This is a genomic window from Oscillibacter sp. KLE 1728 (genome assembly GCF_934833455.1).
Classification (GTDB): Bacteria; Bacillota; Clostridia; order Oscillospirales; family Oscillospiraceae; genus Oscillibacter; species Oscillibacter welbionis.
This window is the reverse complement of sequence record NZ_CAKVVF010000002.1, coordinates 36,124-44,860: the sequence shown is the minus strand read 5'-3', so window position 1 is coordinate 44,860 and position 8,737 is coordinate 36,124. Positions and strand designations below refer to the sequence as shown.

Here is an 8,737-nt window from a genome sequence, read left to right as displayed (position 1 = left end):
CAGTATGTCCATGACGAAGGATATCGGTATCGATCTGGGTACCGCGTCGGTTTTGGTATATGTAAAGGGGAAGGGAATCGTCCTGAACGAGCCGTCCGTGGTGGCCATGGACAAGACAACCGGCAAGCTGCTGAAGGTGGGCGCGGAGGCTCAGGCTATGCTGGGCCGGACCCCCGGCAACATCATCGCCATCCGCCCCCTGCGGGAGGGCGTCATCTCCGACTACGACATGACGGAGCGGATGCTGCGGGAGTTTATCCACAAGGTGGCGGGCGTGTCCTTCTTCAAGCCCCGGGTCATCATCTGCGTGCCCTCCGGCATTACGGAGGTCGAGGAGCGCGCCGTCATCGACGCGGGCATCCAAGCTGGCGCCCGGAAGGTCTACCTCATTGAAGAACCGGTGGCCGCAGCCATCGGCGCTGGCATCGACATCACCCAGCCCGACGGTCACATGGTGGTGGACATCGGCGGCGGCACCGCGGACATCGCTGTCATCTCCCTGTCCGGCGTGGTGGAGAGTGCCTCCATCAAGATCGCCGGCGACCAGCTGAACGAGGCCGTGGTCAAGTACATGCGCCGCAAGCACAACCTGCTGGTGGGCGAGCGCACCGCTGAGGAGATGAAGAAGCAGATCGGCTGTGTCTTCCCCAAGGATGAGGAAGAGACCATGGACGTGAAGGGCCGCTGCCTGCTGACCGGCCTGCCCAAGGTGGTCACCGTCAGCTCCACGGAGATGATGGATGCCTTTGAGGAGCCGGTGGAGCGGATCATGGAGGCCATCCACTCCGTACTGGAGCGGACGCCGCCGGAGCTGGTGGCGGACATCTCCACCAACGGCATCGTCATGACGGGCGGCGGCAGCCTGGTCTCCGGCTTTGACAAGCTGGTGACGGCCCGGACCGGCATCCACACAGTGATTGCCGACGACGCTATCAGCTGTGTGGCGCTGGGCACCGGCAAGAGTCTGGACTCCCTGAACGCCATGCAGGACGGCACGATGAATCTCAGCCGCCGCAAGCAGATGAACTGATGTGTGACGCAGCGGCCGCGGGCTGGCACCCGCGGCCGTTTTCTCCGCTGACAGCCCGGAGAGCTGTTGCGAAAACGACTGCACCCCTGCGGAGCGGGGCATATACTTTGCGGGAAGAGTAGGAAACGGCACAGGCATATCCCGTGCTTTACGATCAAGGACAAGGAATGAAAGTATGCTAGAGTTCAAACCAGTGACAAAGCAGGAGGCCCCCCGCCTCCGGCGGTATTACCAGACCTGTGAGTTCGGCCTGTGTGAGTATTCCGTGGGCACCAAGCTCATGTGGAAGGCCGCGCTCCACCCGGCCTGGGCGGAGATTGCCGGATGCCTGGTGGTCCGCAATGAGATCGACGGCCAGGTAGTCTTCGACTACCCGGTCCCCGGCCCGGAGGGGGACGAGGATGCGGCCCTGGAGGCCATTGAGAACGACTGTCTGGAGCGGGGTATCCCCCCGGTGATCTCTGTGGTGCCGGAGTGCAGGGCCGCCAAGCTGCTGGGCCGGTATCCCTATGTGCGGGTCAGCGATGTGCGGACCTGGCGGGACTACGTCTATTACCGGGAGGATTTGCAGTTCTTCGCCGGGCGGCGGTACTCCGGCCAGCGGAACCACATCAACAAGTTCCGGTCCAAGTGGCCGGATGCGCAGTTCCGCCCCCTGACGGCGGCGGACGCACCGGTGATCGAGCAGTTCTGGCAGGACTATGAGGCGGAGTTCCCCAAGGACAGCAACGCCAAGGCCAAAAATGAGCTGGAGCTGGCCAAAAAGATGCTGAAGATGACCGGCAAGCCCTACTTTTTCACCGGCGGCATGTTTGACGGGGAGAAGCTGATCGCCCTGTCCCTGGCGGAAAAGTGTGGGGACACCCTGATCATCCACATTGAAAAGGCCCTCTACTCCTATACCGGTGTATATCCTGCGCTGGTCCAGGCATTCGCCGACGCCTTTGGCGATGGCTGCCAGTGGATCAACCGGGAGGATGACGCGGCGGACAAGGGCCTCAGGACTTCCAAGCTCCAGTACGGCCCGGCCAGGCTGGCGCCCAAGTACCGGTTCGATCCCCAGAATGAGCTGCTGAACCACGTGCAGGCCATTCCGGAGCTGAAGACGGAGCGGCTGACCCTCTCCGCCCTGACAGAGGCGGATATCCCCGCCTACAACGCCCTGGTGCTGGACGCCGACCGGAACCGCTGGTGGGGCTATGACGATGTGGGCGGCCTGGGCGGCCGGGTGGAGGAGCGGAGCTTCTTCGACGTGGCGAAACGGGATTTTGAAAACCGGCAGGCGGTGAACTTTGCCGTCCGGCTGGATGGGAAGCTCATCGGCGAGGCGGTGCTGTACCGGTTCGACTGCCGGGGCGGCGCGGAGCTGGGCTGCCGGATTGACAAGGCATACGCCGGAAACGGATACGGCACCGAGGCCTTCGCTGCTGTGGCGGAGTGGGGCCTGTACAAAATCCACCTGAGCCGGGTGGTGGCCAAGTGTTACAAGGAGAACCAGGCGTCCTACAAGATGTTGTCGGCCTGTATGCGGAAGAAGGGGGAGGACGACACCTTCTTCTACTTTGAAAAGCTGGTATAAAGCCCATGCCGCCGGTGCCTCAGCACCGGCGGCATGTTTTGATTCAGATGTGCAGATCCGACCGGCGGCAGAAACCGCCTGGGAGAAGGCCCAGCTCCCCGGCCTTGGTGGCTGGGATCCGGCGGGAGAGGCGCTTTCCGGTCCGGTCCTCTGCCAGCACCCATATCTGGGACTCGGCCAGGACCTCCCCGCAGCAAAAGTCCACCGGCTCCAGTTTCAGGATGCGCAGCGCCCCTTCGGCGGGAGCCGTCACTGCAGGTACTCCGGGCCAAAGCTGTGGGGCAGCAGTTCTTCCAGGGTGAAGGTCCGCTCCTCTCCGGCGCCGTTGAGACAGATGATCTCGATGTTGGGGGCAAACTCCCGCAGCACCTGGCGGCACACGCCGCAGGGGACGCAGAGCTCACGGCTCCGCCCGGCGATCACGATGCGGACAAAGTCCCGGTGCCCCTCGCTGACGGCTTTGGCCACCGCGGTCCGCTCGGCGCAGATGGTGGGACCGAAGGAGGCGTTCTCGATGTTGCAGCCGGTGAACACCGTACCGTCGCTGCACTCCAGGGCGGCGCCCACGGGGAAGTGGGAATAGGGGATGTAGGCCCGGTCCAGCATGGCGACGGCCGCGGCCTTCAGTTCTTCACGGGTCATGGAAATACACTCCTTTGCAAGATGCGCTCAACTGACGGCCGGAAGCGACACCCAGCTCACCGGCAGAGCATTCAGGTCGGTGTCCGTGCTGGTGGTGGCCGGGATATCATACTGGACGATCACCCAGCCGCCCAGGGTGGGGGCATCATAAATGTCCCCGAACAGGCCGGACAGGCCGCCGCCCGGCTTTCCCCAGGCGTCCAGAATGTCCTGGCGGCAAAAACCGGACAGGGCCTCAGCGGCTTCATCATTCGTCATGCCCTCGATCTCAGTCAGGGAGGGAACCTCCTGTTCTGCTTTCCCGGAGCCGCAGGCCGTCAGCCCGGCCACCAGAAGGATGGACAGCAGAAACAAATAGACACACCTTTTCACGGTGGCTCTCCCCCCTTACGCCCAGTCGATCTCCCGCTGGGGACGAACCGTTACATCCATGATATCCTTTGCGTCGTAAAATTGCAAGTACCGGTCTCTGGAATGGCGCAGGGTGGTGCCGTCCGGGTGGAGCCGGTCGCAGATGACGGCGCAGAGATCCTTCTTGATATAGCTGAAGCTCTCAATGCCCACGGAGGCAAAGACTCGGAAGCCCTGGCTCTGGAGGTATTGGAACACCGGGCCGGTGTTCTGCCAGTCGTTGCCGTCGGGCCGCTCCCCGTGAGGGTAAAACAGGATGGTAGTGGGACCCACCAGGCTGCCCACCTCGTCAAACCATCGCTGGGTGTCCGCCTGGATGGATTCCAGGCTCTTGGTGCCCAGGCGGATGTGCCCCCAGGTGTGACTGCCGAAGGTCCAGCCGGTGCGCTTGAGCTCTGCGATAATAGGCTTCACCGCCTCGATCTCCTTCTGGCGGTTGGCCTCCCGCTCCGCGGTCCACTCCACATCCTGATCCGTCTGGGTGCGGTAGCCCAGGATGCCCTGATATCCCGTCAGGCTCAGGCAGCCCTTGGCGCCGAAGGGGGAGAAGTCCGGGTGCTCTTCCACAAACTTGTCCAGGATGGGGATGGCGTCCAGGTCCCGGGAGGTCACCTCATTGCCCTGGGGGTCCTTGCCCCAGGAGGCGATCTTGCCATCCTCCCCGATCACCAGCTTGTAGGTGAAGCCATTGGCAAGCATATATTCATAGTAGTTGGTGTCGTCGTAGGAGAGGATCAGGGGCTTTTTGCCCTCCGGCAGGTAGAGGGTGTTCCGAACCATCTTGGGCTGACCGTCCTCGCCGGTGGTCTCGCTCCACACATCGCCGATGTCCACCAGCACGTAGCCCTTGTCATAGACACTCTGGAGGATTTTGTTGTACTCATCCACCGTCACCATGTAATCGTCAATGCCGTTGGCCTGGGCGTCTCCGTCAAAGGCCAGCTCCGGATAGGCCACCACTGGGTGGAAGAACAGGTGCTCCACGATGCCGTCATAGGCCGCGTAGGTGACACCGTCCCGAACGCCGCCCTCCGGCATGACCGTGGGGTCTGAAATCTCATAGGGTTCCGGCTCCGGCAACTCCGGGGCCTCCTCTTCCGGAGTCGGGTCTCCGGCGGCATTTTGAGCGGAGCCGCCAGCGGAGGCTCCCTGCCCGCAGGCAGCCAGGGAGAGCAGCATCAGCGCGGCAAGCAGCAGTGCGGTAAAACGGCGCATGATCGGATGTTCCTTTCTGTCGATTTTTGTCGGTGACCATAGTATAGCAGGAAACCGGACAGGAAAGAACAACAAAAAAATGACAAAATAAGAACAGGGCGGCAACGGTTGCCCTGAGACCGCAAAAAAGTGGCTGCAGCCACTCTTTTAGAGCTGCAGACCCAGCGCGCAAAACCTGCCCGCCATAGGAGACGGACAGGTCTTGCACAGATGGGGCGGGAAGTGGTTTCGGCCGTGCGCAGGAGGCGGCTGAACCCAGAATTTGATGCGTCTGCGGGCACGAACGCCGCGGCGGCCCCGGTTCCCTTACCGCTTGTCCCCCGGCCGGAAGATGGCCGCCATGAGCACGCCCGCCACCACGGCGGCCGTGACGCCCCCCGCCGCAGCGGTGAGCCCGCCGGTGAAGATGCCGATCCAGCCATCGGAGGCCACCGCCTCCCGGACGCCCTTGGCCAGCGTGTGGCCGAAGCCTGTCAGGGGGACCGTGGCCCCGGCGCCGCCCCACTGGGCCAGGGGCTCATACAGCCCCAGGGCACTGAGCAGCACGCCCACTACCACGTATCCGGTGAGAATGCGGGCGGGGGTCAGCTGAGTCTTGTCGATGATGATCTGTCCCACGGCGCACAGGATACCGCCGCAGAGAAACGCGTTGAGATATTCCATGAGATGTCTCCCCCTCTTTTCATAAGAGCAGTGTGCCCGGTTCCGGCGGGATTATGCAGTGCGGCCCGGAGACACAGATCTCCGGGCCGTGATGAAACCATGGGGCGAAAAGAGATGTTTATTCCGCATCCTGGAGTGCGCCGTATCCCTCTTCTCCGGTTCGGACTTTGATGACGTTCTCCACGTCGTAGATAAAGATCTTGCCGTCGCCGATATGGCCGGTGTACAGAACTTTTTTGGCGGTCTCTACCACCAGGCGCACAGGCAGCCTGCACACCACAATGGACACTTGAATGCTGGGCAGCATAGTGGCCTCCACCCTGGCCCCCCGGAAGTAGCCCTCGGTCTTGCCCCGCTGTTCGCCGCAGCCCATGACGTTGATGGCAGTCATGCCGGTGATGCCGATGTCGAACATGGCCCGCTTCAGGGCATCGAACCGCTCCATCTTGCAGAGAATGTCCACCTTGGTCATCTTGACGCCGGGGGAAGCGGATACCGCATCTGCCGGGGCAGTGACCACCTCCACCGGCACCGCCTCCTGCACCGGGACCGGCGCGGCGGCCGGGGCGGCAGGATTCAGCACAGCAGCGCCGTCCGGGGTATCGTCATAGGCAAAGGCAAAGCCGCCATAGGCGGTGGGCAGGCCGTGCTCGGTGATGTCCAGTCCCTTGACCTCCTCCTCGGGTGAAACCCGCAGACCGATGGTATGCTTGAGCACCTGGAACACAATGGTAATGGTGACAATGGTCCAGACCGCCGTGGCCGCTACACCCAGGCACTGAACGCCGAAGAAATGGAAGCCGCCGCCGTAGAACACACCGCCGTCCACTGCCAGCAGTCCGGTGAGCAAGGTACCTGCGGCCCCACAGACGCCATGGACAGAGATGGCGCCCACCGGGTCGTCAATCTTCAGCACAGAGTCAAAGAAGTTTACGGAGATAGGCAGCAGCAGGCCGGCTGCGATGCCGATGATGGCGGCGCCGCCGATGGAAACCGCATCACATCCGGCGGTGACGGCCACCAGTCCCGCCAGGGCGGCATTCATCGTCATGCCCACATCTGGCTTTTTATAGCGGAGCCAGGTGTACAGCATGGTGACGCAGCAGGCGACGGCAGCAGACATATTGGTGTTGACGAAGATCAGCCCCGCGGAGACCAGGGTGTTGTCTCCGGTCATGGAGACGGTAGAGGCCCCATTGAACCCAAACCAGCAGAACCACAGGATGAACACACCGAGGGCACCGAGAGAGAGGCTGTGGCCCAGGATGGCCCGGGGTTTGCCGTCCTTGTCGTATTTGCCCAGTCGGGGGCCGAGGATGGCGGCGCCGATACAGGCACAGATGCCACCCACCATGTGGACCGCCGTGGAGCCGGCAAAGTCGTGGAAGCCCAGATCACTGAGCCAGCCGCCGCCCCAGATCCAGTGGCCGGAGATGGGATAGATGAAGGCAGAAATGCAGAAGGAATAGATACAGTAGGAGAGGAATTTTGTTCGCTCCGCCATGGCGCCGGAGACGATGGTGGCGGATGTGGCGCAGAAAACGGTTTGGAAGATCAGATAGGCGAACAGGGGCACGCCCTCCGGCAGGATGGCGGAGTAGTCCCCCTGGACCATAGGGTCCAGGCCGCCGATCAGGGCCCCGCCGCTGGCGAACATCAGGCCGAAGCCCAGCAGCCAGTAGACCGGCGTGCCGATGCAGAAGTCCATGAGATTTTTCATGAGGATGTTGCCTGTGTTCTTGGCCCGGGTGAAGCCGGCCTCGCACATGGCGAAGCCCGCCTGCATCAAAAAGACCAGCGCCGCGCCTAGCAGGACCCAGATGGTGTTGACTGATGAATACATCGTGTTCCCTCCTAAATCACCACGGGCGGCGGCCGCGCGTCACGCCGCGCCTTGGAACAAATACAGGCAAGGGCGTCTGTGAGATGGTCTCACAGGCGCCCTTGCCTTTGATGGAGAACACTTTACCACGGTAGACGGACAGCGTCAAGACACGTTCTTCACAAGAAATCTGCTGAATCCGCCAAAAATTTATCCGAAATTTATATAGGTTGACCAATTACTCCCGGACGGCGCTCAGGCGCACGGCGTGGCAGATGGAGGGGATGGACTCCCCCTGGCCAGAAGAGGTGGGGGAGAGCAGCGCCCCGGTGGGGGCGAAGAGAATGGTCTTCCACTTGCCCTCCCGCATCTTGCGCAGGAGATAGCCGTTGAGCACGGAGGCAGAGCAGCCGCAGCCGGAGGCTCCGGCGTGCATATCCTGGTGCTTCCGGTCATACAGCAGCAGGCCGCAGTCCTGGAACTGGGGGCCCATGTCCACACCGTCCCGCTGGAAGAAGTCCCGGACGATGGCGTGGCCCAGCTCTCCCAGGTCACCGGTGAGGATCAGGTCGAAGTCCGCGGGCTTGTACCCGGTGTCCCGGAAGAAGGCGGAAAGGGTGTCGTAGGCTGCAGGGGCCATGGCGGCGCCCATGTTGTTGGCGTCCGTAATGCCCTTGTCCACGATCCGGCCGCAGGTGACGTGGGTGACGTAGGGGCCGGGGCCGTCGCTGCCCAGGATGGTGCAGCCAGCCGCAGTGGTCGTCCACTGGGCGGTGGGCGTCCGCTGGCTGCCGTAGGGCACCGGCATCCGGTACTGCCGCTCGGCGGTGCAGAAGTGGGAGGAGGTCAGGGCGGCGGCCCGGTCGGCGTAGCCGCCGTCGATCAGCAGGGACGCCAGGCTCAGGCTCTCTCCCATGGTGGAGCAGGCACCGTAGAGCCCGTAGAAGGGCACCCGGAAGTCCCGCAGGCCGAAGGAGGAGCCGATACACTGGTTCAACAGATCTCCGGCCAGGATATAGTCCAGGTCCTCCGGCGTCAGCTCCGCCTTCTCCAGCGCTCGCTGAAGGACTGTCTTCTGCATGGCGGACTCTGCTTTCTCCCAGGTCTTTTCCCCGAAGAAGGAGTCGTTGCTGATCTCGTCAAAAAAGTCCGCCAGGGGGCCCTGGCCCTCGAATTTCCCCCCAATATTGGAAAAGGAGAGGACGGAGGGGGGATGGGCCAGGGCCACGGTCTGGCGGCCCAGACGCTTGTCATTCATGATGCGCCACCTCGCAATTGAAGAAAGTTTTCGTAGCTAGATTGTCCCAAAGAGGCAAAAATATGAGGCCCGGCGGAAGCCGGACCTCTGAAAGGTCATTCCTGTTCATATCGAAAC

The 8,737-nt window shown here is 62.6% G+C and carries 9 protein-coding genes; 2 read left to right on the top strand and 7 right to left on the bottom strand.

All coding sequences use genetic code 11. The features are described from left to right. Positions 1-4: 4 nt before the first annotated feature. On the top strand, positions 5-1,030 hold the full coding sequence (locus QVE23_RS00545) for a rod shape-determining protein (RefSeq protein ID WP_021748489.1): 1,026 nt from the start codon (positions 5-7) through the stop codon (positions 1,028-1,030). Between the two features lie 175 nt (positions 1,031-1,205). Further along, positions 1,206-2,609, top strand: coding sequence for a GNAT family N-acetyltransferase (locus QVE23_RS00540; RefSeq protein ID WP_021748488.1), 1,404 nt, complete (start codon positions 1,206-1,208; stop codon positions 2,607-2,609). A gap of 43 nt (positions 2,610-2,652) precedes the next feature. Here the strand turns inward: QVE23_RS00540 and QVE23_RS00535 are convergent, their stop codons facing one another. The 7 genes from QVE23_RS00535 to spoVAD form a co-directional block, all read right to left on the bottom strand. Further along, positions 2,653-2,862, bottom strand: a complete 210-nt coding sequence (locus tag QVE23_RS00535) for a hypothetical protein (RefSeq protein ID WP_287554732.1) — start codon at positions 2,860-2,862, stop codon at positions 2,653-2,655. Next, entirely contained in the window at positions 2,859-3,251 is a 393-nt protein-coding gene (cdd, locus tag QVE23_RS00530) for a cytidine deaminase (RefSeq protein WP_021748486.1), read from the bottom strand. The genes QVE23_RS00535 and cdd overlap by 4 nt, the downstream gene beginning before the upstream one ends. Positions 3,252-3,278: 27 nt before the next feature. Beyond that, entirely contained in the window at positions 3,279-3,623 is a 345-nt protein-coding gene (locus QVE23_RS00525; RefSeq protein ID WP_025545243.1) for a hypothetical protein, read from the bottom strand. A gap of 15 nt (positions 3,624-3,638) precedes the next feature. Then, a complete protein-coding gene (locus QVE23_RS00520; RefSeq protein WP_025545242.1) occupies positions 3,639-4,877 on the bottom strand; it encodes a polysaccharide deacetylase family protein in 1,239 nt (412 codons plus the stop codon). Between the two features lie 306 nt (positions 4,878-5,183). Further along, a complete protein-coding gene (gene spoVAE / locus QVE23_RS00515) occupies positions 5,184-5,540 on the bottom strand; it encodes a stage V sporulation protein AE (RefSeq protein ID WP_021748483.1) in 357 nt (118 codons plus the stop codon). Positions 5,541-5,658: 118 nt separating this feature from the next. Further along, positions 5,659-7,383 carry an ammonium transporter gene (locus QVE23_RS00510; protein ID WP_119310506.1) on the bottom strand — a complete coding sequence of 575 codons (1,725 nt, stop codon included), beginning with the start codon at positions 7,381-7,383 and terminating at the stop codon, positions 5,659-5,661. Positions 7,384-7,600: 217 nt separating this feature from the next. After that, complete coding sequence (spoVAD, locus tag QVE23_RS00505) at positions 7,601-8,620, bottom strand: stage V sporulation protein AD (RefSeq protein ID WP_021748480.1); 1,020 nt, start codon at positions 8,618-8,620, stop codon at positions 7,601-7,603. Positions 8,621-8,737 lie beyond the last annotated feature (117 nt).

Bases quoted from the DNA above. Each gene is read 5' to 3' on its own strand.
- spoVAD (WP_021748480.1), bottom strand. From the start codon at position 8,620: ATGAATGACAAGCGTCTGGGCCGCCAGACCGTGGCCCTGGCCCATCCC.
- QVE23_RS00520 (WP_025545242.1), bottom strand. From the start codon at position 4,877: ATGCGCCGTTTTACCGCACTGCTGCTTGCCGCGCTGATGCTGCTCTCC.
- spoVAE (WP_021748483.1), bottom strand. From the start codon at position 5,540: ATGGAATATCTCAACGCGTTTCTCTGCGGCGGTATCCTGTGCGCCGTG.
- QVE23_RS00510 (WP_119310506.1), bottom strand. From the start codon at position 7,383: ATGTATTCATCAGTCAACACCATCTGGGTCCTGCTAGGCGCGGCGCTG.
- QVE23_RS00545 (WP_021748489.1), top strand. From the start codon at position 5: ATGTCCATGACGAAGGATATCGGTATCGATCTGGGTACCGCGTCGGTT.
- QVE23_RS00540 (WP_021748488.1), top strand. From the start codon at position 1,206: ATGCTAGAGTTCAAACCAGTGACAAAGCAGGAGGCCCCCCGCCTCCGG.
- cdd (WP_021748486.1), bottom strand. From the start codon at position 3,251: ATGACCCGTGAAGAACTGAAGGCCGCGGCCGTCGCCATGCTGGACCGG.